Here is a 23355-nt window from a genome sequence, read left to right as displayed (position 1 = left end):
GCGCCGGCGCCGGGCGTGGGGTGTGGTTCATGTCGTGCTCTCGCCGTCACCAAGCGTCGCAGCGGTCGACGCGGTGACGGGATCAGCGACCGGTCGGTCCGCCTGGTTCTGCCAGGCCGCCTTGGCCTGCTTGATCGCCTGTGGCAGGCGGCGCACGTTCATCAGCGCTCCGACCAGCATCCAGAAGGCGATGCTGCTGGGCCTGGGCAGGCGACCGACGGTATGCCAGGTTTCCTCGGCGAGGACGTATCCGCCTGCCTCAAGGCGGGTTTGCAGCCCGCCCAGGTGCGCACAGCCCCACAACAGCACGACGTCGCCCGGTACGGCGTCTGCCGCCTCGATCGCCACGTCATTGCGGCGGTCCAGGATCACCGCGTCGGTCCGCTTGGGCAGCCGCACCCCTTGGGCCTGCCCCCAGAACTCGACCGCAGCCTGGGTCAGCGCGAGCCGGCGGGCTAGCTTCGACGGCTTACCCGCCGCCGTCGACTCCTGGCCCGGCGGCAGTCCTTCCGCGACCGGTTCGACGCCTTGCAGTCGCATGATCCCGATCTCGTTCAGGTCGTGCCGCTCCCAGCCGTCCGGCCAGGACCGCGGCACGCCGGCGGCTGGTGCACCGCCACCGAACCCGTCCAACTGCTCCACCCAGCCCCACGGCGCGAACAGGTCCAGCTGCGTGACCGTGGGCGCGAACCGCCGGACCGCTTCCCGCTCGGCCTCGGTGATGTCCGGCGCAGCGAGCTGCTGATCGGTCACGACCGTTCCTCGTAGTGGACCGCCGCGCCCTGTCCCTGTAGGGCCAGCACTAGGTCTTTGATGGCGTGGAAGTAGCGGCGTTCGCCGTGGTGTACGAGCCCGACGAGCCAGACCCGGCGACCGGGTTCGTTGCGGTACATCCGCACCGGCGTCTGCAAGTAACGCCGACGCAGCCGCAGATTCGGACGCAGATTGTTGACGACGGCAGCCATGACGAAAAGAAGGCATCCTTCCACTCAAACGTATTAGCGGATCGGGGGTGCGCGGACGCAAGCCGTCGCGCCTGGCCCCCGGTCGGGCATGCGGGGTGCGTGGACCACAGGGCGGTTGTTGCCACTGCCTAAAGGTGGCCCCGCTGCAATAGCTGCCAGGCCCTCGCCACGATGACGGGTACGTCAGATCGCACCTGCGGCTGGTCCAACGCGTCGAGCGGCTGCCATTTCACCGCGTCGATCTCATCGGGCTGGGCGGTGGTGGGCGAGGCTGTCGGCGGTGCCCATGTACAGCAGGTCGACGTGAACATGTTCTGGCTCGTTCCATCGGGGGTTGGCCGGCGCGGGGTACTCGACGGTCAGGATGGGCGAGGGCTGCCAGCGCCCGCCGGGCACCTCGATCCGGCTGCTGGTCCAGAGTGTGGCGTGGACCCCGGTCTCCTCGTGTACCTCGCGGATCGCGGCCTCCGCGGCGGACTCCTGGTCCTCCAGGTGCCCGCCGGGGAACTGCCAGTATTTGGTGACGTTGTGGATGGCGAGCAACACCATTTCGCGGGCGGGATCGAACACCGCGGCGGATGCGGTCAAGTGGCGACCACTGTGGATAGGACTGCTGATGTTCGTCTGCGTCAACGGTTCTCCAAAGGGTCGAAGGGGGTTGGCCGAGGGGCCCGCGAGTGTCCACATTGTTCACGCTTGGATCGCTGCGTTCCTGGGCTCGACTTGAGACGGCGGTCATGTTGTTGGGGGCAGGAAGAGCACTGCTGGTGTGGCCGGCGCTGTCCAAGGTTCCGGCGGTTTGGGTGGTTCGGTAAAATGCACTACGGGTGCGACCGGCGCTGTTGAAGGTGTTGTCGGCGGTGTCGATGGTTCGGTGCGGGCGGCGTTTCGGTACCAGTTGACGCCGAGCCTTTCCAGGGTTTGGGTGCGGTCGGCCGAGAGGCGGCCGGCGGCGTGTCGTTGGCGGTGGAAGTCGACCCAGGTGCCGAGCCGGAAACCGCCGGGCGCGACGTAGGTTTTGAGTACGTGCAGGTCCCCATGGGTGGCGTGGTAGGCGCGGGCGTGGGTCAGGCCCTCCTGCCAGCGGTGTTCGTTGGCGTCCCAGATCATGCCGAGTGCGTCCAGGGCGGCGACCCGTTCGGCGGCGAGTCGGCCGGACCGGTGCAGGTCACGTTGCCGGGCGATCCAGGGACCGAGTTTGTAGCCGTCGGGTGCCTGCCATCCGCCGGGAACGTGCAGGTCGCCGTGTTTGGCGCGGTACTGGCGGGCGTGGTCCAGGCCGAGTTTCCAGCCGGTTTCCTTCGGTGTCAGGTCGACGCCGAGCGATTGCAGCGCCGTGGTTCGCTCGGGTGTCAGCCGCCCGCTCTGGTATGCGACTCGTTGTCGGGTCAGCCAGTTGCGCAGCGGTGGCGGCGGGGTGGCGTCGCCGTGTTCGGTGCGCCAGGCACGCAGGTCGTTGAAGTGGGTCTGCCAGGCGGCGTCCTCCGGATCCCAGACCATCGCGATCTGCTCCAGCAGGGCGACCCGTTCGGGTGTGAGCAGGCCCTGCCGGTACCGGTTGCGCTGTTCGTTGAGCCATTTGCCCAACGGGTATCCGGACGGGGTGCGATGCTGGACGTGATCAGGTGGCTGCAGGTGTCCGTGTTCGGCGTAGAACGCGGCGGCCGCCTCGTAGCTTTCCTGCCAGGCCCCGCCGTCGAGGATCCGTGCCGCTTTGAGTTGGACCCGGTCTGCGAAGTTCGCCGGCACTGGGGCGCCGGTGACCGCGAGCCAGGGCAGCTCGCGGCTCGCCGCCGCTGCGGCCTTGCTGCGGCTGACAGTCATGACGCGTTCGAGTCGGGTGTCGATTCGCTCGTCGTGCGCGCGCAGCGCGCGTACCAGTTGCCAGACCGCCTCCCAACCGGCGTCGAAGCGTTCGGCCGCGAGGTCGTCCTCGGTGGTCAGTACGGGCACGAGGATGGTCGCTACCTTGTCCGGGTCGTCGCCGATACGAAGTCCCCGCCCCACTCCCTGCACGGCGTCTACCGTGGACATGCGGGGGTCGACGAACATCACCCCGTCCAGCGCGGGTACGTCGATGCCTTCGCCGAAGACTTTCGCGTTGGCCGCCAGGACGGTGCGGTCGCCGGGGTCGCGCAGGTTGTCTAGGACGAGTCTGCGGTGTTGTGGGGTGGAGCGGCCGCTGACCGACCAGGCCGCCACTGCTCGCCCGCCGCGTTCTGCCTGCGGTAGCAGGGACAGCGCAGCCGGCAGGGTGATCGCGAAGCGGGTGGCCGCGGCGACCCGGTTGTGGTAGCTGATCACTCGGCGCAGCCCGTACTCGCCGATTGCTCGACCGAGCGCGATCTGGGCGGCCAGCATCCGGGCCGGCACCGACCGGCCGTCCACGGTGAACACGGTGCGGTCGGTGAGGGCGGCCAGTTCCGCGTCGGTCACGACCCCGACGACGAGCCGGTAGTCGGCCAGCAGCCGCAACTCGATCGCCTCGGCGAAGGTGAGCCGGTGCGCCACCGGCCCGAAGATCTTCTCGTCGTCCATGCTGATCGTCGGGCCCTTGCCCGTCACGATCCGCGGGGTGGCAGTCATGTACAGCCGTTTGGCCGCCGGGACGGCATAGTCGTGGTGCACCGCGGCCCACGCCTTGCCTTCCCGGCCGGCCGTGCGGTGCGCCTCGTCGATGACCACCAGCCGCCAGGCCGGCGCGCCGTGCGTAGCGTGGGCAGCCTGGATGACGGGCAGGCTCGCGTAGGTGGACACCACGGTGACCCGGCCGACCAGCTCGGCGGCCAGCCGGCCAGGGTTCGTCGTTACCAGCACGTCAAGGCCGGTCAGCGCTGCCGCCGCACCCCAACCGGCATGCCGCACCTCGTACTCGTTGCAGACGGCGATCACGCGGCCGGCTGACCGGCCCAGGTATCCGGCCCACTCCCGCACGGTCTGCGCCAGCAACTCGACCGTCGGCACCAGACACAACACGCCGTCAGCGGGCGCGACCTGCCGAGACACGTCAGCAGAGGTGAGCGTCTTGCCTGTTCCGCACGCCGACACCAAGCAGCAGCGCTCGCCGTCACGTACGCCGGCGAGGATCGCGTCTACCGCACGGTGCTGATGGGCGCGAAGCACCACCGCACCCTCGCCAGTGCCGCCAATACGGCCGCTGCTCGCGTGGTGCATGTAAGTCCCTCCTCACAGTCCCCCGCTCGGTCACCGCGTCCGTAGCCTGCGCAGCGCTCGTCGCACCCCAGCCCCACCCCGTGCATAGCGCCCCGTCTGCTCTGTCGTCCGGCGCCGCCGTTGCGGGCGCAGCCGCTGACCATGGCCGCCACCCGCGCCCCGTTCAGGCTCCTGATCCGGCGGTACGCCGTTGCCCGCACATTCACCCAGTCCGCCATCAGCCATCTGGCCGGGTCACGTCGAATGTGGACTTTGCGCATCCCGGCCGTTTGCCATGCTGTACCGGCGAACCCAACCGCAGTAGCGGCGCCGACGCCGGACACGCCAGCCTGCTCTGGCGGCGGCATCTGCGGTACGCCCACACTCTGTCCAGCGATCGCTAGGGCTGGCGGGAACGTCACCGTGGCACTGCCCCGCAGCCCAGCCGGTTGAGCGATCATTGACCGGCCCCTATTCGCTGCCGGTGTCCGAACAGGACAGCCGTGCGCGGGGCGGCCGTCACTGCGCAAGCGGGACCTGCTTACGGTGGTCTGTGGTCGCGGATGGACTCGGGCGCTTCGGGACACGGATGGGCTTCTCCTCGACATTGACGTGCACCATCGGCTCAGTGGGATGGTCGGCTTGGGCGAGCAACGCGGTGGTATCGGTGCGCAGGAACCAGTCACCGACTTGCTCCGTGGTCATGGCGCTGAAATCCGGCAGGTCAGGCACAACCGCAATCCCCTGGAGCCCAGGTTCTGTACTTAGCCGCCTTGCAGCGGGTCGTGCTGGGCCGAGCCAGGCGTCCCGGACCCGGGTAGCGCGATGGGACCGGTGGCCCGCCTGCTCGGGTCCCGTCGCGGGTGTCGCGGGTGGGCCTGCGCAGGGTTGCGGTCATGAGCCGACACCGTCGAAGTGGAACGGGTTTAACCCGAGGCAGGCGTCGATCACCTCGTCGAGCTGTTTGGGGTGGGTCGCCGCCGCGGCGAGGCTCGCCACCGTCTGCTGGTAGCCGGTGGCCTCGTCGGTGACCTCGGCGGCGGTGAACGGTTCCGGGTGCGTGAAGATCAGGGCCGGGTCGGTGTCGAACTCCAGGATGGTGAACGCGGATAGCAGGCCGCGGTGGAAGCCGGCCGCGTGGCCGGCGACCTGGATGGTGATGTGCGGGTGGTCCACGTACCGGCGCAGGTCGAGCAGTTGGTCCAGCATGATGTCCGGGCCGCGGGCCAGCCGCTCGATGACGCCTTCGTCCAGCAGCACGGTCAGGTGTGGCGGGTCGGGCTGTTCGAGCAGTCCGGTCTGCCGGGCGGCGGTCAGCGCGGCCCGGCGGTCGGCAACGTCACCGCCCGCCGGCAGGGGGGTGGAGAGTTCGGCGATGGCGTGGGCGTAGCGGGCGGACTGCACCAGTTCCGGCAGGTGCAGCGGCGCCCATTGAATGATCCGGGTGGCGGCGGCCTCCAAACCCAGATAGGCCCGGTAGGTGAGCGGGATGACGTCCCGGTATCCGCGAAACGGCTGCCACCGCGAGCCCTTGGCCATCTGCTGCCACCCGGCGACGGTGGCCGGGTCGCTGCCATACAGTCCGCCGAGGGCGATGAGGGTGGGGTCGGCGACCCGGACGGTGCCGCCTTCGATCCGGATGATGGTGGTCAGTGCCCAGCCCAGTTCGGTGGCCACCTGTTGGTGTGTCAGGCCGGTGGCCTCGCGTGCCTGTCGCAGCCCGGTTGCCAGCCGTCGCCGGATCAGGCCGGCATCGGCTCGGGTTGGTTGTGCCGATCGCGTCTGCCCTGCCACGCCGAGTCTCGCCTCCCCTTTTCTTGAGCCGCTGCTTGCTGCCGCGGTTGGCAGTCCCGCGGATGGTTCTCGGTAGGTGGTTGGGTGCCCGGCTCGCCGGCTGCGAGGTGGCAGCCGGTCCGGAACGCCTTAGGGGTGCGGTTCTGTTGGGTTGCCATGGCGGTTGCCGAAGGCCAGCGTCAGCACGGTGGCGGGTCCCAGGTGGGTGCGGGTCAGCGTGCGCCAGAAGTTGGTGAAGGCGCGCTCTTCGCTGGGCCAGGGGTAGTCCGGCGCGGCGCGGCGGGCCCACGTGCGCAGGGTCGGGTCGCTGGAGGGGTAGAACGCCCAGTCGTTGCTCCAGTCCGCGGCGGCGGCGTGGGCCGTCCAGAGGCCGACCCCTGGAATGCGGCGCAGGTGCTCGATCAGGCGCGGCGGCGACAGGCTCTGCCACACCGAAGCGTGGCGCAGGTAGCTGGTGGCGGCGTCGCGCAGCACCCCACGTTTGGAGGTCAGCCGGGCCGCCTCGAACTGTTCCCGGCTCAAGGCCAGGACGGCCTCCGCGGTAGGAAACAGCCAGTAGTCCTCGCCGGTTGGCAGCGGTATCCGCTCGCCGTACGCGCGGCAGAACTCGCGATACAGCCTGGCGCCGTGCGCCCCTTGGAGCATCTGCCGGACCGCCGCCGTACCGAGCGCCTCCCACAAGTTGCCGGCCCGAAACCGCGCCACCGCACCCAGACCGGCCAGAGACTGGGCCAGTTGCGGCAACTCCGTCAGCGCGTCCGGCGGCAGCCGGAACACGTCGTACGCCGGCTTACCCATGGCCGGCACCAACTGCTCAACCACGAACGCCGTCGGTCCGCCGGTACGCACCAGCCAACGGCCGCCGTCCACGGACCCCAACACCCGCAGCGTGCCGCCACCGTCCCGATCTGGCATCCATGCCGGGTGATCGGTCATCACGAAATCGGCTTCACTCATCGGTACTCCATGGCGTTGCACGGCGGCGTCGGGCGGCTGGTAGCGGCGACGTGTTCGAGGACCACCTGTTTGAGTTCCGGGTCGGTGGCCCGCGTCAGCACCACCACCAGCCAGTCATGCCGCAGCTGGGTCAGCTCGTGGCCGGGGACCAGCGGCGCGATGCGCTGGGCGTTGGTTGCTCTCACGCTTGCCTCCTCGGCCGCCTCGGGGCGTTGGGATCGTTGCTATGTGGGGGTTCTGGCCCGACGGCCTGAGCCGCGCCGGATGCCCTGTTTGCCGCCGGAGCCAGAACCTGTCTTCGCGGAGCCCGCGAGATTTGTGCGGTGGCTAGCAGGCGGTCCCGCAGCCTGCCCAGCGGTAGGCCGTCCGCGGCCCGGACGGGGTGGGCCGCTTCGGCTTCGGCTTGACGTACCTGTCAGCGATCGTGGCGTTGATCCAGCCGCGGAAGGCGACCACCGAGGTGTAGACCGCGGCGCCGCTGCAGTCCGGGCTGGTTTCCCTCGACGCGGTGCCGATCAGGTGCCAGGTGTTGCGCAGTCGCCCCGGGGTCATCACCGGGCCGCCGCTGTCGCCGTAACAGGGCGAGATCGTCGGGTCGTCGTGCAGCACGCACACCTCGTAGGCGTCGATGTTCGCCGCCGCGCAGTGCGACGGGTCAACGATGTTCAGGTCGGTCTCGGTCAGGTGTTGTGGCGTAGCGCCCTCGAACGGCGGGGCGGTGAAGCCCCAACCGGCGATCCGCGCCGGGCCCTGCCGCACCGGCCACGGCCCAAGGACGGGGGGCAGCGCGGTCGGCACGGTCCAGACCGGCTTGGTCAGCCACAGCACCGCGATGTCGCCCTGAATAACGGTCGGGTCCACACCCCACGCCCACACGGGATGGACAGCGATCTTCTTCACGCCGGTGGTGATGCCGCCGTTGAGTCTGTCCGTGGAGTTGAACCGGATCGTGTACCGCGCCGGGTCGTACGGCGTTCCCTGCGGGTAGGTCGTCACACAGTGGGCGTTCGTCACCGCATGCCACGCATCCCAGAGATTCACGGAGCAGGTGTGCCAGTGCGGATCGTCGCCACGCACGTACTGCAGCGAGCCGAGTCCTTTGTAGACCTGGCTGGCCGGACGACCACCGATGATCATCGGGGAGACCGTTCCGTCCGGCTCGCCCACCGCTGCCGCTGCGGCCGGTCGGGGATCGTCGGCCGTCGGGGCTGCCCCCGCGGCGGTAGCGGGCAGCAGCATCGCCGCCACGGTCACCGCGGTCAGCCCGCGCAGGAGTTTCATCTTCACAGATTTCCTTTGTGGGGTTGAGGGATGCTCGTCCACCGCGAAGTGCGGTGGGCGATCGCCGCCATCGGGGCGGCAGATCAAGGGGGGGGGCCGGTCCACGCCGCAGGGTTGGCGGGCGGCAGCGGCCTTTGTCGGCCCCGAACGAGACGCAGGCCAGCCGAAAGGGCCGCCCAGCTACCAGAGCAGTGACCACCGCCGACGTCGGCTACGCCGCCGGCTGGCCCGGGCCCGCAGTTCGGCCGCGGTTACCGCAGGTTCGCCGATCGGCGTACCGCTGGCGGGAGTGCAGGCGAGGACGACGTCCCGCACGAGGGCATCTACATCCCTGTTGTTATCGGCCAGCATCGAACCCTCCACTGAGGACAGGCGTGTGGCTACGCGGGCGAGGCGGGGGGCAGGTCGGCGACCTGGCTGGTTTCCAGGAACAGCCAGTACGACACGGTCCGCGGGGTCTGACCCGTGAGCGCTGGCGGGTTGCGCAGGATGATCTGCTCGGCGGCCAGCAGCCGCCCGTCCGCCGGGTCGAAGATCAGCTTGTCCCGCGTCTTGTCCGAGTTCGAGTTGACCGCCACCGCGATACCGGTCCGGCCCTCCCGGTCCACGGCGCCGTTCTCACATTCCAGCCCGCTGGTCTGGCCGGCCAACACGCGTAGCAGCGCCACCCGCACCGGCTGCGGCACCGTATGGGACTGGTAGACGTCCGCGACCGCGCGCAGCACCCACTGCGGTCCCATCTCGCGCGGCGAGTGCACCTGCAACTGGGTGACCAGCACGTCCGGGCTGGTGGCGATCGGCTCGGGCAGCACACCAGCCAGCCCACCCGCGGTGTAGATGGCGCTGTCGTCCGGGCGCGACCGCTCGCCCGGTATCGAGATCACGTCCTGGCGGCCGGACCCGTCCGCGGCCCGCCACAGCTTGGACTCGTACATCACCCTCGTCTGGGTCGAGCCTTCCTTCTCGCTGTAGGACATGTCCTCGCCCCACCACCGCGAATGCACGTACGTGTACCGACCGGCCTGCACCGGGTCGGGTGACCGGGCGGCCACCGCGTCCGCCAGGCCATCCATACACTCCACTGGGCCGCTGCCGGCCGGGTCCGGGCTCGGATTCGTGGTGGCCTGGCCCGCCGGCGCTGCGGCCTGGTCCGGTCGCGGGTCGTCGCCGCCGATCAGACGCGGCCCGACGACGGCTCCCGCAACGACCAGGATCAGGACAACGGCGCCGGCGGCGAGGGCAGGCGGCCGCCAGCTACGGCCGGGTGAAGGATCGGCAGTATCAGTCATGGCTTAAATCTCCAAACAGTCCGATGTGACAAACAGCGGCAAGCGGTGTCCAACATGGACGTGGTCGATGCTTCCTGCGGGTGGCCGGTCGACGGTCGCGGCCGGGCCGCTGCTGGACGGTGCTGGGCTGCGGCCAGCCGCCGCCACGGGCTGCCACCGCCGAGTTCACCGTTGGCCTCCTGACGCGGCAGCCAGCGCGGCGACCAGGTAGCGGGCGGCCCGCCCGGTCTGCGACGAGCCGCTCTCCTCGGGGCCGGGGCCGCCAGTGCGGTGCCCACACCAGCCCCGGCTCGCGCAGCTGCCAACAGCGCCTGGGTGCCGGCGCGGCTGCGGGGCTGGGCGTTGACCATGGCCAGGGCGTTGAGTTCGGTGTGCAGGTCGGCGGTGGGATGCGTGAGCGCCAGGAAGCTGCCATCGACAGTGGTCGCGCGGACCGCGGCCAGCAACCCGGCCGCCGTGGTGTCGTCCAGGTGGGCCAGCACCCCGGCCGCGATCGTGGCGACCGGCCGGTCGAAGTCCACCAGCCGCCGCACGCTCCGATGACGCAAGACCGATGACGGATCGCGTAGATCCGCGCGCACCGCCGCCGCCAGGTGGGAACGGCCGCTGCCGGCAATCTGGTCGGCGGCGCGGTCGACCGCGACCACGTCGAGGTCCACATGCACCGACCGGGCGACCGACCCGCACTCGATCAGGGTTTCGTGGACACTGTCCGCCGAAAGTAGCCCGCAGCCCAGGTCGACGAAACTGGTCGACTCCCGCGGCGACCAGGCCGGTGACCACCCGGCGGGTGAACGCCCGGTTCGCGCTCACCATCCCTCTTACGCCCGGGATGATGGCCTCCAGTTGCCAGGCCAACTCCCGGTCGGCGCTGCAGGTTTCGAACCCGCCGAGCAGGTGTTCCCACACCCGGTACACCTGCCACGGCTCGCGGCGGTCCATCCGCGCGTCGAAGGTGTGCTCAGCGGTCGCCGATGCGGCTGGTCGGATCATGACGGCCTGCCCACGGCCAGGCGCAGGACCAGATACGGCAGCGGCAGCGCCGCGCACGCCAGCATCGGCCACCCCGCCGCCAGGCCCACCACCGCGGCCGGCCAGCCCAGCACCGCTACCGCTAACACCGCCACCCGTCCGCGCCGTGCCGTGCCGAACAGCACCCCGACGAGCAGGGGTGCAGGCGGTGCGGTGTGCTCCGCTGCCGCGACAACGCAAGGCTGTGGTGAGGGGCGTACGGTGTCGCTGATCGCTGCCTCGACCGCGGCCACCACATCGCCGCCGTGTTCGACCGCGGTCACCACCGCTACGGTGACGTCGGCGGCCCGGTCGCCGTGGGGCGTTGGCCCGGTCACGGCCCGCGCGGGCACGGACGTGACACTCTGGCCGGGGCGCCAGACGTCGACCCGGTTGGTGTCGACCAGCACCACGGTCAGCCCGTGCCGGCTGGTGGGCATGTTCGCGACGACCGCGCCCGGATCGGCCGGCCGCCTCAGCGGGCTGGCCAGTTGGCGCGGGTCGTGGGCCGCGGCACCGATCGCTACGTCGACGAGACCGGCGAACGCGGACAGCGGCTCGGGCGGCCGGTCCAGGCAGAGCGTGGTATCGATGCTCACCACCAGGGCGGGATTGATGCGCCGGGCGATGGTCAGCACCCGCGCCAGGGCCGGCACCACGTCCGGGTCGTCGACGAGTACGGCGTGCACCAGACGCGCGCCAGCCAAATACGCGGCGACCGCCGTCTGGTCACGGCGCAGCCTCGCCGGCAGCCGTCGGTTGGCGCCGGTGTAGACGAGGCGACCGCCGGCCTGGCCTGCGCCGGCGGGGATGGTGAGGGTGATGCCGGCCAGAGCGTCGTCCGCGCTCACCTGACGCTGGTCGACGCCATGGCGGACCAGTTCGGCCGGGATCGCCAGGTCCGTCCGCAGGCTCTGCCCGGCCACCCCGACCATCCCCACCCGCCGACCGAGCTCGTCAGCCAAGCGATGAGCGACGCGCAGGCTGTGGCCGCCCGGCTCGGCGTGCAACCGCGGACCACGCAACACGGTCAGGACCCGCACGATCGTGGCCTGATCCACCACCAGAGCGGCCGGCAGCACTGATCGCCTCGACCCGCCTGGCAGCAGGTCAGCCACGACCTCGTGTATGTCGGCCGGGTCGGCGTGCACGGTGTAGTCCACGCTCAGCGGACCCAGCACGACCGCGTCAACGCCCCCCGCCGCGGCCTGGGTGGTGGGGATATCCGTTGTCGGTGTCATCGCTGCCCCGCCTTGTCCGCGGCGGCGCGGGTGCGGCCGATAGCCGCCCGCACTGTGGTCGCCTCCTGCCGTACCCGGGTAACCACCGCGTCGGCGCGCAGACCGGCCAAGGCCACACCGCCGGCCGCCACCAGAATCTGCACGAGCGCGGCGCCCAGCGTCCGCCGACCCGCCAGCTCGTCCGCGACGTGACCGACCCCATCGACCGCAGCCGTAGCAAGCGCTCCGCACACCACCGCGTACAGGGCCAACAACGTCCACCCGATCAGCCGCTCCGGCCGGCGGATGGCAGCCGGACCGGCTGTCAGGGCACGACTTGGCGCGGACACGGCCAGTGCGCCAGCGTCTCGCCGGGCGCACGGCACGGTTCGTGTGAGCGGACGCGCAGTCCAGGCAGCCGCTGTGCCGCGCCGGCAGGTGGCCCCGCACCGCACCCGCATACCCATCGCAGCAACCTCCCTGTCGTCCACCGGAGAACGGCCCGCACGAAAACGCATCAGTCCTCCGCGCGGGCCGTCCGGCACGCGTCGCCTATTGGCTGTGCAGTGGCCGAGGGCCCAACGGCTGCGCCCCGCTAGGACCCCGGCCACGTCTCACACGCGGCTATGACTGGCGAGAATCACCAGCAGTGACCACACACGCGGGTGGTACCGAAACCACCCTCCGGCTTCTCCGCCCCCGCAACCGGGTCACGCTCCGGCTCCCGCGCCCCGGCCACCGGGTCACGCTCCGGCTCCATCGCCACGGACGCGTCGGGACGGGGATCGTCCGCCGTGGGACCGGCCATCGCGGCGGTGCCGGGCAGCAGCAACGCCGCCCCCACGACTCCGGCCACTGCGACGCGCCCTGCCCACGACCTCAGAATGTTCGTCACTAACAGTCCTCTGCTCGATCGATCTCACCATCCGCCACATCTCGTGACGGACGGCTCGCCGCGCTCTGCGGCAAGTCTCAGTTGATGCCCGTCTCGCACCTGTCGCATTGAGCTCACAACGTCTCCTCGAAACGGGGGCAGGATGGAACGGGTTATCGGTGCGCGACGGGCGGTCCCCGGTCCGGGCGTGGGCTGGCCCATGGGCCAATCCAGGGGCCAAGCCACGGGCTGTCCGGGGGAAGGGCAGCGACCGGCCGCCAGCACACCTCGATCACCGGATCCGTGGCGGCGACCACGATGCGCTCCACGAGCCGGTCCAGGTGATGCCGCAGCGCAACGATCGTGCACACCGGCCCTCTGCTTGTCCGAACGTCCGGCTGTGGGTCGTGTTGGGCACGGATCCAGTCGCGTTCGGCGACGGCCGCCGCGACAATGCGTTCCACAGGCGGCGCTGGGTGCAGGGCGAGGCAGCCGCCGCATAGGTAGAAGCGGCGGTCCCGGCCAGCCGGCCACGGCTGCCACGGCTGCCGGCAGGCGCGGCAAAAGGTGATCCCGGCCAGCGGCCACCGCAGCCCGTCGATGGCAGCCATCACCGGCCCCCTGACCCAGGAGTGGGGGTGGATGGCGACGGCCCGGGGGCACCGCCGCCATCCACCCTGTCCCGGCCCACGCGAGGCCACCTCGCGGGGGCCGGGACGTCGCGTCGCACCGCTGGAGGCGTGGTACGTAGCAGCGGACGCGAACAGCAAAGACCGGAAACGGCGACCAGACCACAACTGTCTGCCGGCACTGCGGTATCGCCGGAATACGCCCTGATCCAGCCGAACAGCTCATCCCATACCACGGCCGAATCACACCGTCCACAGTGGTCGGTCGTGTCGATGCGTGGGGTGACCAACTCGACGAACGCGGTCTGGTTCATGCCGCTGGCTCCGGCGTAGTGACGGCTGCCGCGCCGAGGTACCCCTCCAGCAGGTGCGGGTCGGCGGCGACCGCGGCCGGTGTGGTCCGCAACGCGATCGCACCTTCGTGCAGCACGCACAGCTGGTCGGCGACGCGTAACGCCAGGGGCAGGTTCTGTTCGGCGAGCAGGACCGCCACCTCGTGTTGGGTGGACAGGTCAGTGATGAGCCGGGCGAGGTCGTCGATAACCGTGGGGGCGAGCCCTTCGGATGGTTCGTCGAGCAGCAGCGCCCTCGGTTTGCCGACCAGGGCGCGGGCCATGGCCAGCATCTGCTGTTCCCCACCGGACAGTTGGCCAGGTCGGTGCCGGCGACGGCCGGCCAACGTGGGGAACAGCTCATAGATGTCGGCCGCGGACAGCGGCGTCGACGTCTGCCGGCGGGCTGGCTGTGGCACGCGAAGGTGCTCGGCGACGGTCAGGTTCTTAAACAGGTGGCGGCCTTGCGGGACGAGGCTGAGGCCGGCCTGCTGCCGCCGCCTCGGGCCGGCGTCGGTCACCGTCGTGTCATCGACGGTGATCTGGCCGGAGCGGGCTGGGTGCAGGCCGGCGATCGTGTTGATCAGGGTGGTTTTCCCGGCCCCGCTGCGGCCCACCACCGCCACGACCTGGCCCGCCCCGAGCTGCAGGCTGATCTGGTTGATCACCGGCGCCCCGTGGTAGCCGGCGCGCAGGCCCTCGACGGTGAGGACCGGGCGGGCTCCGTCAGCCGGCACGGTATCGTCGCGTGGTCTCGTCTCGGTCTGGCCACCGGCGTCGGTGGCGAGGTAGACGCGGCGCACATCGTCGTGGGCCCGGACCTGCTCCGGTGCGCCGGTGGTGATGTGTGCGCCGTGGTGCAGCACGGTGATGGTGTCGGCGACCGCAGACACGAAGTCGATGTGGTGGTCCACCAGCAACACCGCCGTACGGTCCGGCAGGTCGGCCAGCACCCGGGTGAGGGTGTCGATCTCGGCGGCGGTCAGCCCGGCGGTGGGTTCGTCCAACAGCAGCAGCCGCGGCTGGGCGGCCAGGGCCATCGCGACCTCCAGTCGGCGCCGCGTGCCGTAGGACAGGCTGCCGGCCGGGGTGGACCGGTGCTCGGCGAGCCCGGCGTCGCCGGCGAGCTCTTGGACGCAGTCGATGGGGCGGTTGCGGTGCGGCCAGCGGGTGGGGTGGTCGGTGCAGCCGGCGGCGTGATGGTGGGCCAGGGCGAGGTTGGTGGCCACCGGTAGCCGGTCGAAGACGGCGGGGTGTTGCCAGGTCCGGCCGATGCCGAGCCTCGCCCGAGCCCGGACCGGCATGGCGGTGATGTCCCGGCCGTCGAACACGATTCGGCCGGCGGTGGCCGGTAGGGTGCCGGCAACCAGGTTGAGCAGGGTGGTCTTGCCGGCCCCATTGGGTCCGATCACCGCATGTCGGCCGCCGGCGGCGATGGTGAGGCTGACGTCGTCGAGGGCGGTGAGCTCACCGAACCGGCGACCGACACCATCCACGTGCAGCAGCGGGGTCATCGACGCCTCCCCACGGTGCGCAGGTAGCTACGCAGCGGCTGCTGGTAGGCGACGGCCAGGAAGGTCAGGCCGAGCAGGGCCAGGGCGTGACCGGAGGTGTTCACCCCGGCCAGGTCCCGGACCGCGACGACCAGGACGGTCCCGACGATCGCGCCGCGCATGGAGCCAACCCCGATCGCAGCCGCCAGCAGGGCGAGGGCCGACATGTCGAGGCTGAGGTCTGCCGGTGACACGTACTGGTGAGCGGCGGCGAGCATGCCGCCAGCCATGCCGGCGACCGCGCCCGCGATCACCAGCCAGGCCAGCAACGCGGCTGGAGTGTGGTAGCCCAGCGCCTGCAGCCGGGCCTCGCCGTCGGCGAACGCCCGCACGATGACCGCCAGCCGGCTACGCAGCAGCACCGCCACCGCGAGCATGAGGACCAGGAAGGCGGCCAGCAGGTACAAGTAGATGTAACCGTCCGCCTCCAGCGGCGGCCCAGCCGGCCAGATGGTCACGGGTGGGGCGTGCAGGCCGTCGTCGCCGCCGGTCACCTCGGCCCACAGGCTGGCCGTCGTCCGGACCAGCTCGCCGATGGCGAAGCTGGTCATCAGGAACGCGGTACCACGGGTGCGCAGCAGCAGCGGCCCACTGAGCGCGGCGGCCCCCGCCCCGGCTGCTGCGGCGGCGGCCAGCAGGACCGGGCCGACCCTCAGGCCGGTGTTGGCGAGGAGGGCGGCGGTGTAGGCACCGACGCCGAGGTAGGCCGCCTGCCCCAACGAGGGTAGGCCGGCGACGCCGGTCACCAGTTGGGTGCTGACGGCCAACGCGGCCAACACGAGCGCGGTGGAGGCGATGGAGATGGTGTAGGCGTCCACCACCGCCGGGAGCGCGATCGCCGCGACCACGGCCGCCGCGACCAGCACATGGCCGGCCGTCGACCGGCGCCGCTTCGCCGGGGCCGGCCTGGTGGGTGTGGTGGGTGCGAGGGCGGTGGTCATGCGGTACGCACCGCCCGCCGCGATCGCAGGGTCAGCACGAGTAGCAGGACGGCGAACAGGGCGAACGGTGCGGTGGTGGGGGCGAGCAGGACGCCGAGGGTTTGGACCTGGCCGACCAGCAGCGCCCCTACCAGGGTGCCGCCGATAGAGCCGGCGCCGCCGATCACCACCACGATCAACGACAGCACCAGCACGGTGGTATCCACCCCCGGTGCCGGGCCCAGCAGCGGCGCCCCCAACACCCCACCGGCGATGGCCAGGGCCGAACCGCCGGCCATCGCCGCGCTCTGGACCAGCCCGGTGGGCACACCGCTGGCGGCGGCCATCGCCGGGTCGTCGACCGTGGCGCGTAGCCACACCCCGGCCCGGGTTCGGGTCAGCAGCAGATGCAGGCCGGCCGCGAGTCCGGCCGCCACCACGACGAAGCCGAGCCGGTAGACCGGGTAGCCGTGCACCCCCAGCCGCACGCTGCCAGCCAACACCTCGGGTGGATCAGCTGGCAGCGGGGCGCCACCGAAGATTGTGGTGAACACGTCGGCGGCTCCGAACGCGATCCCCAACGTCGCCAGGGCCTGCGCCAGGTGTCCAAACCGGCGCAGCGGCCGCACCGCCGCCGCCAGCACCATACCGGCAGCGACGCCGGCCAGGGCCCCGACCACGATGGCGACGCCGAGGCCGAGGAGGCTGCCGTCGCTGAACAGGTAGGCGCAGTAGGCGCCGGCCAGGTAGAGGCTGCCGTGGGCGAGGTTGAGCACGTCCATCACCCCGAAAATGAGGCTTAGGCCAGCCGCGACTGTGAACAGCAGCAGCCCGAACGCCAGCCCGTCCAACGCGGTCACCGCAACCGTCACCGCCACCACCCTCCACCCGTCCGTCCACAGTGGTCGGCGAGGGCTCGGCCGCTTCCGGCCGCGCAAGGACCAGATGGTCCACCCAGATGTCCGCGGGTGCGCGCACCGCCACCGGCGCCAAAGCCCGTACCCGTTGTGCTGTGGTGGCTGGTGTGCTGTGGTGGCGTCGCCACCTCGCCCTCCTCTTTCTCGTTCCCTGGTCCGAAACCGGCGCCGGCGGTTGGCTACCGGCCCGGTGTGCCTACGCGGTCTTGCGGCCGACGGTGGTGAACATCTGGTAGCTGTAGGCCAGGGTCTGCGGGTCGTTCATCGCCTCGCGCAGCAGGCGCAGCTGGTCGGCGGTGACCAGTCCGGTCGCGACCAGCCGGGTGTGCAGCTGCAGCGAGTTGCTCTCGTGCAGCAGGCACAACGGTTCACCGCCCTTGGCCAGGCGCATGGAGCCCTCGCTGTGCACGAGCTCCAGCCCGGCGGTGAGCATGGCGAGGGGAACCCGGCTGGCCCAGGGCAGGTTGGCGCCGTTGTCGGACAGCACCCGGAACAGGGCTTGCTGGAACGATCCGAACGCCGCCGCGTGGTCCTGGCTGGGGGTGTGCAGCAGCCAGTGCTGCCAGGACAGCACGTCCCATTCCGACAGCACCAGCCGCCCGCCCGGCGCCAGCGCGGGCACGATCCGGTCCAGCACCCGATCCGGGTCGGTCAGGTGCTCGAACACCAGCCGGGCGTGGATCAGGTCGTAGTAGTTGGCGGGCAGATCGATGTAGCGGATGTCGCCGCGCTGCACCTTGACGTTGCCGCCCGCGGTGACGTGATCGGGCTGCAGGTCCAGGGCGGTCACCTCGCCGTCCGGGCCGACCCGCTCGCTCAGCCAGCCGGTGATGCTGCCGGCGCCCGGGCCGATGTCCAGACACCGCCAGCCCGCCCCGACCCCGACGGCGGGGCCGGCCAGCGTGCTAGTGGAGTGCTCGTCGAGGATCCCGGACAGCAGGCCCAGCATCCGCGGGCCCTGCTCGTCGGCGTTGTCGAACGTGTACCGCGACGATCCGTGGCCGGTGTCGCCGCTGGTCGTGGTCAGCATGGCGGGGCGGTTCCTTTCCCGGAGAACGAAGGGCTGGGTTGGTGCTATTGGCCGAGGGTGGTCAGGGGTTGCACGACGACGTTGGCCCGGCCGCGGCCGTCCGCGCGGACCTGCCGCAGATACCAGGTCTGGATCGGGGTATGTGTGCCGCTGAACCGCCACTGCCCGCGCGGGCTGTCGATCGCGCCGAGCCGGCCGATCGCCGCGTTGATCGACTCACTGGTCGGGCTGTCGCCCGCGTCAGCGATCGCCCGGTCCAGCAGCAGCGCGGCGTCCCACGCGGTCACGTTGTACAGGTCCGGAACCGTCTGGTATTTCGCCTGGAAGGCGGTGGCGAACGCGCGGTTGGCCGGGTTGTCCAGGTCCGGGGCGTAGTTCAACGACGAATAGACCCCGTCCGCCGCCGGCCCTTGTGCCTGCAGGACGGCGCCTTCGGTGGTGAACCCGGCCGCGTACAGCGGCAGTTTCTTCTGGAGGCCGGCCTGGGCATATTGCTTGACGAACTCGATGCCCAGCCCGCCGCCGTAGAAGGCGAACACTGCCTTGGCGTCGGAGGCGGCGATCGCGTTCAGGTAGGGCAGGAAGTTGGTCGTGTTCGGGTACGGCGTCCACACCGGTTTGCCGTCCGGGTTGGCCAGCTTCCCACCGGCCTTGGTGAACGGTTCGACGAACCCGTTGACCTGGTCCCAGCCGCCTTGATAGTTCGGGCCGATCGCGTACACCGGCCCCGCCACCGTGGTGCGCAGGAACTCGGCGATCGCGTTACCGGCGTCCTTGTTCTGCCACGACGTGTGCCACGTCCAGGTGACGTCGGAGATGGTGGTGGGCCGGCCACCGGTCGCCACATACGGGATCTTCTTCTTCGTGGTCTCCGGGTGGATGACCTCGACCGCGTCCGAGCTGATCGTGCCGACCACCACGTCGACCTTGTCCTGCTCGATCAGCTTCTTGATCCCCGGCCGAACCAGCTCCCGGCCGTTGCCCTCGTCCACCACGACCGTCTCGATCTGGTGGCCGCCGAGCTTGCCGCCGTGGCTGTCCAGGTACAGCTGCCAGCCACGGGCGAAGTCGTCCCCGATCGTCTTGTACACATTGGACGTCGGCCACACCAGACCGATCCGGACCACCCCGTCGCTCTGCTCGTCGTCGGAGCCAAGGCTCGAACCGGAACAGCCGGCCACGGCCAGCACCACGGCCGCCCCGGCCGCCATCAACAGACGCCAACGGTGATGCATACGGTGTTTCACCGAGTCTCCTTCAACAAATGGGATGGTCCTGGGCACATGGCGGTAGCCGCCAGGCGTGGGCGGCCAACGCCATCGGGCGTCGGCTGGGGCTGCCGCCTGCGGCGGTATGCGCGGCGTGTGTCGCGCCTCGCGGCCGCCCTCCGGCTGGCAGTCAGCAGCGGGGATGCGTGTGGTTATGGCGTCAGTGCCGGTCGCAGGGCGGGGGTGAGCGCGGAACCGGCCCGGTTGATCAGGGCCGCCATCTCGTACACCACCTGGCCCAGGTCAGCCCGTTTGGCGGCCAGCACGGTCAGGTGCGACCCGTTCCCGATCGCCATCACGACGATGCTGCCCGCGGTCATCTCGACCAGCGTGTGTTCCACCTCGCCGGCGTTCATCAGCGTCGCCTGGCCCTTGGTCAGCGACGCCAGCCCAGACGTCGTCGCCGCCAACTGGTCCACGAACTCCTGTGGCACCTGCCGGCTCGCCGCGATCAGCAGCCCATCACCGGACACCGCCAAGGCATGGCTGACCCCGGCCACCTCGCACAGACCATCCAGCAGGTACCCCCAGTCAGGCTGCTGCGTCGTCATCGCTTGCGTCGTCATCCCTGATCGCTCCTCATCACGTGATACGTCCGTTGCGCCCGCACCAACCCGCCCTGCATCGCCGCCATCCGCGCCCGCATCAGCTCCGGATCACGCCGCGCCGGCACCGCACCGCCAGCCGCGGGCTGCGGAAGCGGGGCGTAGGCCATCGCTCCCGGGCGCCGGACCGGCAGGCCCGACGCGGTCCGCTGCACCGGCGCCACCGCCCTGGTCGGCGCGTCCCACGCCGACTGCGTCACCCCAGCACCCACCAACTCGCCGCCCCCGGCCGGTGGCCGGTCGCCCGCCCCGGTCGTCTCGAACCATGAGGCGGTCGGGTCGGTGGCGAACGATCCGCTCATCTGTAGGAAGATCCACGGCGGTACCGTCGGCGTGCCATCTGCCGGTCCGGCCCGTGGCCCATCCGGCAGCGGCGCCGCCGGCAACGCTGCCGGCCGGGTGGAGGGCTGCCCGACCGCTGCCGGAACCGCTCGCGGCGGTGGCGGTGCGGTGATCTCGGGCATCGGTGGCCGGTGTTCGAACAGCTCGGCCGGCACGGTCAGGTCGACCCGTGTTCCTTCCCGCAGCGCCGAGCGGACCTCGACCTGGATCCCGAGCCGCTGCGCGATCGTGCCGACCACCGGCAGGCCCATCTTCTGCGTCGCCTGCAGATCCAGCAGCCGCGGCTGTGCCAAGCGTTCCCGGACCGCGGCCAGCGTCTCGGGTGTCATGCCGGCGCCCTCGTCTTGGACCTGGATGTGTAGCAGGTCCCCGACCCGGCGGGCCTCCACCAACACCTGACGGTCCGGCGGCGCCGCCTGCGCGGCGTTGTCCAGCAACTCCGTCAGCAGGTGCGCCAGGTCCTCGACCACATGCCCTCTAATGTGGACGCTGTCATCCACACCGATCTGATGCACCTGCGTGTAGGCGTCGATCCCCTGACCGGCGGCCTGCAACACGGTCGGCAGCGCCACCAACGCCTCCCGCGGCCGACCCGCCTGGCCCCCGGCCAACACCTGCAGGTTCGCGATCAGCCGGCGCAGCAGGGTCGCGGTGTGGTCCAGCTCGAACAGCTTCTGCAGCTGCTCCGGGTCCTCCTCGCCCCGTTCCAGCCCGTCCAGGCTGGCCATCATCCGGTCCGACCGCTTCTGCAGCCGCCTCGAAAGTGACAGGAACATCGCGCCGATCACCGCACGCAGCCGCGCCTGTTCCGCCGCCAGCCGCACCGCCGACGCACCGACCTGGTTGAACGCCGCCGCGACCTGACCAATCTCATCCGTGCCATCGACCGGGATCGGCGCGGCCGCCTCCGTCACCAACTTGGCAACCGCCGCCTCGTCGATGCTTTCGACGCTGACCCGGTCCACCATCTGCGGCAGCCGCTGCTCGGCCACCAGACGTGCCCCGACCTGCAACCGCCGCAACGACCCCGACAGCGAGCGGGTCACCCACCAACCAGCCGCCACCACCACCAGCAGCAGCCCCGCGACCACCGTCAGCGTGGTGACCGCGGCACGGCGTTGCGCGTCCCGCTCGGCGGCGACCGCGGCCAGCAACTCCCGGTCGATCTCGCCTTCGGCCGCGTGCAGCGCATCCGCCCGGACCTGCATCGCCGCCGCGAAACCCCGGGCGCTGGTGCCCAACGTCAGCCGCTGCCCCGGCTGGGCCCGGGTGACCACCCCCAGCAGCCGCTCGGACCGCAACACCTCAGCTCCGGCGCTGAGCCGGCCGTTGACCAGCCCCTGCCACCGCGGCTCACCCAGGCCGCCGAACGTCTGCAACGCCTCCGTCAGGCCGGTGTTGGCGGCCACGATCTCCTGCTGCCCCGCCGGCGTCAGCCGGCCCGCGTCGACCGCCCGCACCGCCGCCACCTGCACCTGACCCAGCGACTCGATCGCCTGCGACAACGCCGCCGCCGCCCGCAACCCGTTCGCCGTCGCCGCAGACACACCCACCTGCCCCAACCCTTGGCGGTAGGCAACCAGGTCCGCGATCACCGCCCGATAGGAGAACGCGACCACGCTCAACACCGCGTCCGGCGCCGTCGTCACCTGCTGCCGCAACGCATCCAGCCCGGCCAGCTCGCCATCCAACCGCGTCATCAACGGCGCCAGGCCCGCCGGCACGTCCGTCTGTCCCCGTTCGGTACGGAACTGTGCCACCGCTGCGTCCGTGGCTGCGGCGTCCCGCGTGTATGCCGCTGTCGACGACTGCCCGGGTTCGGCGAACACCAACGCCGCCGACACCCGCTCCCGCTGCAACACCCCCGCCAACCGGGCCGCCGAACCACCCAACCCGACCAGCGCGTGCGACCGGTCCGCGTCCGCCGACCGACCCGCCGCACCGGCCACCGCCAAACCGGTCAACCCGACCACGGCCAACACCGGCAGCAAAAGCAGGATCGCCAGCTTCGACCGGATCCGGCGACGGCGCAGCCAACCCGGCCGCCGTGGCCCTGGCCCACGCCGCGCGCTACCGGCCGCATGCGATGCCACCTGCATCGTCGCCGCTGCCACCTTCACGCCTCCCCGACCCGCGAAGACGGCCGCATGCCCGCCATTGGTTTACGGGCCAAGCCGCCAAGGCTGAGCGCGGCGATGGCGGGATCAGCCAGCCGTACATCCGTCCCGTTGCGCCAGTCGTCCAGAGCAACTACGCCCGGCTCCACGAGCTCCAGGCCGGAGAAGAAGTCGGCGACTTGTTCGTAGGTGCGGGCCACGATCGGCGTACCAGCGGCCGCGTACGCGGCCGTCACCGCCTCGGTTTGGGCGCGCAAAGCCCCGGTGACGTGCTCGTCGGTGACATGCGAAATGCCCAGGTAGCTACCGGCCGCCAGCGGATCGAGGTACCGGTGCACCAGGTCGAACGGCTGCTCGTCGGGCAGGAACAACAACACGCTCACCATCAACAACGCGACCGGCCGCGAGAAGTCGAGCAGCTCCCGCGCCCGGTCGAACACCGTTTCCACATCGCGCATGTCCGCCTGTACCACCAGCGTGTGGTCGTCGCCCTCCAGCAGCTTGCGGCTGTACTCCACCGCCACCGAATCGACATCGACATACACCACCCGCGCCAGCCCGAACCTTCCCTGGGCGGTCTGGTGGACGTTGCCGACAGTGGGGATACCCGAACCGATGTCGAGGAACTGCGTGATACCCGCCTGGGTGACCAGAAACTCGACCACCCGCTTGAGGAACCGCCGGTTGGCATGAGTGACGTCCTGAACCCAGGGCGCCACCGCCAGCACCCGCTCGGCCAACCGGCGATCCACCTCAAAGTTGTGCATCCCGCCCAGGAAGTAGTCATACACCCGCGCAGCACTCGCACGTGACAGGTCTGTCTCCGGCACCGGCGGCTGCGGCAACAGCACGCCCGGCGTCAGCAGGTCCCGCGTTGGCTGTTCCATGTCAGGCCCTCGCCTCCTCGTCGCCAGTGGCGTCCGCCATGCCGTCAAGGCCGCGCAGGATCACGGCGTCGGCCTCCCGCCAGGTCGCACAGCGCGTCACTCCGCACGACGGACAGACGCCCGTGCCGGGATCATCGGCGTGTGCCGCCACCTGCTGCTGAGCCGCTGCCAGCTCCTCCGCCGTGGGATGTGGGAGCTCCTGACCCTGGCC

Annotated in this window: 22 protein-coding genes and 1 pseudogene; all 23 read right to left on the bottom strand. The window is 70.8% G+C overall.

What is annotated here, in order from left to right; genetic code table 11:
* Positions 1–27: 27 nt before the first annotated feature.
* The 23 genes and pseudogenes from ACFFIA_RS31020 to ACFFIA_RS30910 all read right to left on the bottom strand — a co-directional run bounded on the left by ACFFIA_RS31020 (position 28) and on the right by ACFFIA_RS30910 (position 23144).
* A complete protein-coding gene (locus ACFFIA_RS31020; RefSeq protein WP_377257611.1) occupies positions 28–753 on the bottom strand; it encodes a hypothetical protein in 726 nt (241 codons plus the stop codon).
* The gene (locus tag ACFFIA_RS31015; protein ID WP_377257609.1) at positions 750–965 is read right to left on the bottom strand and encodes a hypothetical protein; all 216 of its coding nucleotides are present in this window, start codon (positions 963–965) and stop codon (positions 750–752) included. The genes ACFFIA_RS31020 and ACFFIA_RS31015 overlap by 4 nt, the downstream gene beginning before the upstream one ends.
* Positions 966–1208: 243 nt before the next feature.
* A complete protein-coding gene (locus ACFFIA_RS31010) occupies positions 1209–1553 on the bottom strand; it encodes an NUDIX domain-containing protein (protein ID WP_377257607.1) in 345 nt (114 codons plus the stop codon).
* Between the two features lie 147 nt (positions 1554–1700).
* Positions 1701–4088, bottom strand: coding sequence for a DEAD/DEAH box helicase (locus ACFFIA_RS31005; RefSeq protein ID WP_377257605.1), 2388 nt, complete (start codon positions 4086–4088; stop codon positions 1701–1703).
* A gap of 549 nt (positions 4089–4637) precedes the next feature.
* Positions 4638–4850, bottom strand: a complete 213-nt coding sequence (locus ACFFIA_RS31000; RefSeq protein ID WP_377257603.1) for a hypothetical protein — start codon at positions 4848–4850, stop codon at positions 4638–4640.
* 162 nt (positions 4851–5012) lie between these two features.
* Complete coding sequence (locus ACFFIA_RS30995) at positions 5013–5912, bottom strand: helix-turn-helix domain-containing protein (RefSeq protein ID WP_377257601.1); 900 nt, start codon at positions 5910–5912, stop codon at positions 5013–5015.
* Between the two features lie 129 nt (positions 5913–6041).
* The gene (locus ACFFIA_RS30990; RefSeq protein ID WP_377257599.1) at positions 6042–6869 is read right to left on the bottom strand and encodes a DNA glycosylase family protein; all 828 of its coding nucleotides are present in this window, start codon (positions 6867–6869) and stop codon (positions 6042–6044) included.
* Complete coding sequence (locus ACFFIA_RS30985; RefSeq protein ID WP_377257597.1) at positions 6866–7054, bottom strand: hypothetical protein; 189 nt, start codon at positions 7052–7054, stop codon at positions 6866–6868. The genes ACFFIA_RS30990 and ACFFIA_RS30985 overlap by 4 nt, the downstream gene beginning before the upstream one ends.
* Before the next feature lie 142 nt (positions 7055–7196).
* Complete coding sequence (locus ACFFIA_RS30980) at positions 7197–8150, bottom strand: S1 family peptidase (RefSeq protein ID WP_377257709.1); 954 nt, start codon at positions 8148–8150, stop codon at positions 7197–7199.
* Between the two features lie 380 nt (positions 8151–8530).
* Positions 8531–9439, bottom strand: coding sequence for a CU044_5270 family protein (locus ACFFIA_RS30975; RefSeq protein ID WP_377257595.1), 909 nt, complete (start codon positions 9437–9439; stop codon positions 8531–8533).
* On the bottom strand, positions 9436–10176 hold the full coding sequence (locus ACFFIA_RS30970) for an SAM-dependent methyltransferase (RefSeq protein ID WP_377257707.1): 741 nt from the start codon (positions 10174–10176) through the stop codon (positions 9436–9438). The genes ACFFIA_RS30975 and ACFFIA_RS30970 overlap by 4 nt, the downstream gene beginning before the upstream one ends.
* Before the next feature lie 25 nt (positions 10177–10201).
* Positions 10202–10381: pseudogene (locus tag ACFFIA_RS30965) on the bottom strand (SAM-dependent methyltransferase); the annotation flags it as partial.
* A 47-nt stretch (positions 10382–10428) separates the two neighbouring features.
* On the bottom strand, positions 10429–11691 hold the full coding sequence (locus tag ACFFIA_RS30960) for a hypothetical protein (protein WP_377257593.1): 1263 nt from the start codon (positions 11689–11691) through the stop codon (positions 10429–10431).
* Positions 11688–11942, bottom strand: a complete 255-nt coding sequence (locus ACFFIA_RS30955; protein ID WP_377257591.1) for a hypothetical protein — start codon at positions 11940–11942, stop codon at positions 11688–11690. Before ACFFIA_RS30955 ends, ACFFIA_RS30960 begins: the two co-directional genes overlap by 4 nt.
* Positions 11943–12310: 368 nt before the next feature.
* The gene (locus tag ACFFIA_RS30950) at positions 12311–12526 is read right to left on the bottom strand and encodes a hypothetical protein (RefSeq protein ID WP_377257589.1); all 216 of its coding nucleotides are present in this window, start codon (positions 12524–12526) and stop codon (positions 12311–12313) included.
* A gap of 957 nt (positions 12527–13483) precedes the next feature.
* On the bottom strand, positions 13484–15019 hold the full coding sequence (locus ACFFIA_RS30945) for an ATP-binding cassette domain-containing protein (protein ID WP_377257587.1): 1536 nt from the start codon (positions 15017–15019) through the stop codon (positions 13484–13486).
* Entirely contained in the window at positions 15016–15999 is a 984-nt protein-coding gene (locus tag ACFFIA_RS30940) for a branched-chain amino acid ABC transporter permease (protein WP_377257585.1), read from the bottom strand. The genes ACFFIA_RS30945 and ACFFIA_RS30940 overlap by 4 nt, the downstream gene beginning before the upstream one ends.
* The gene (locus ACFFIA_RS30935) at positions 15996–16850 is read right to left on the bottom strand and encodes a branched-chain amino acid ABC transporter permease (RefSeq protein ID WP_377257583.1); all 855 of its coding nucleotides are present in this window, start codon (positions 16848–16850) and stop codon (positions 15996–15998) included. The genes ACFFIA_RS30940 and ACFFIA_RS30935 overlap by 4 nt, the downstream gene beginning before the upstream one ends.
* A gap of 241 nt (positions 16851–17091) precedes the next feature.
* Positions 17092–17925 (bottom strand): class I SAM-dependent methyltransferase, encoded by an 834-nt coding sequence (locus tag ACFFIA_RS30930; RefSeq protein WP_377257581.1) that lies wholly within the window; start codon positions 17923–17925, stop codon positions 17092–17094.
* Positions 17926–17969: 44 nt separating this feature from the next.
* Complete coding sequence (locus tag ACFFIA_RS30925) at positions 17970–19136, bottom strand: ABC transporter substrate-binding protein (protein WP_377257579.1); 1167 nt, start codon at positions 19134–19136, stop codon at positions 17970–17972.
* A 209-nt stretch (positions 19137–19345) separates the two neighbouring features.
* Positions 19346–19759, bottom strand: a complete 414-nt coding sequence (locus ACFFIA_RS30920) for a roadblock/LC7 domain-containing protein (RefSeq protein ID WP_377257577.1) — start codon at positions 19757–19759, stop codon at positions 19346–19348.
* Positions 19756–22113 carry a sensor histidine kinase gene (locus tag ACFFIA_RS30915; protein ID WP_377257575.1) on the bottom strand — a complete coding sequence of 786 codons (2358 nt, stop codon included), beginning with the start codon at positions 22111–22113 and terminating at the stop codon, positions 19756–19758. The genes ACFFIA_RS30920 and ACFFIA_RS30915 overlap by 4 nt, the downstream gene beginning before the upstream one ends.
* Positions 22114–22256: 143 nt before the next feature.
* Positions 22257–23144: an SAM-dependent methyltransferase gene (locus ACFFIA_RS30910; RefSeq protein WP_377257573.1), complete on the bottom strand. Its 888-nt coding sequence runs from the start codon at positions 23142–23144 to the stop codon at positions 22257–22259.
* Positions 23145–23355: the final 211 nt, after the last annotated feature.

The sequence above is a fragment of the Phytohabitans kaempferiae genome, from assembly GCF_042433955.1.
In the GTDB taxonomy this organism is placed as follows: Bacteria; Actinomycetota; Actinomycetes; order Mycobacteriales; family Micromonosporaceae; genus Phytohabitans; species Phytohabitans kaempferiae.
This window is presented reverse-complemented; position numbering and strand designations above follow the sequence as displayed.